At 48.9% G+C, this 569-nt stretch carries 1 protein-coding gene; it reads left to right on the forward strand.

The window, feature by feature from the left end; genetic code table 11:
• Positions 1–569: malic enzyme-like NAD(P)-binding protein (locus tag R7Q09_RS27300; RefSeq protein WP_318144101.1), on the forward strand; the 569-nt coding region annotated here is incomplete at both ends.

The following is a 569-nucleotide window of genomic DNA, read 5'->3' on the forward strand; positions in this document are numbered from 1 at the left end:
TGGGTACAAACAACCCTCAACGTCTTGCTGATCCAATGTACATGGGCTGGCGTCATCCTCGTATTACGGGCCCTGACTACGATGCATTTGTAGAAGAATTCATCCAAGCGGTACAACGCCGTTGGCCAGATGCACTTATCCAGTTTGAAGACTTCGCGCAGAAAAATGCGATGCCTCTACTAGAGCGCTACAAAGACCGTATTTGTTGTTTCAACGATGACATCCAAGGTACGGCAGCAGTAACCGTAGGCTCTCTACTGGCAGCATGTAAAGCGGCGGGTACTCAGCTTTCTAAACAGCGCATCACTTTCTTAGGTGCGGGTTCTGCGGGTTGTGGTATCGCAGGAGCGATCATTGCGCAAATGGTATCGGAAGGGATTTCTGACGAGAAAGCACGCTCTCAAGTTTACATGGTCGATCGCTGGGGTCTGTTACAAGAAGGTATGCCTAACCTGCTTGATTTCCAACAGCGTTTGGTCCAAAAACACAGCAACACAAAAGAGTGGGAAAATGAAGGAAATGGCTTCTCACTACTCGATGTAATGCGTAACGCGAAGCCAACGGTACTG

Source organism: Vibrio sp. 2130-1 (assembly GCF_033339515.1).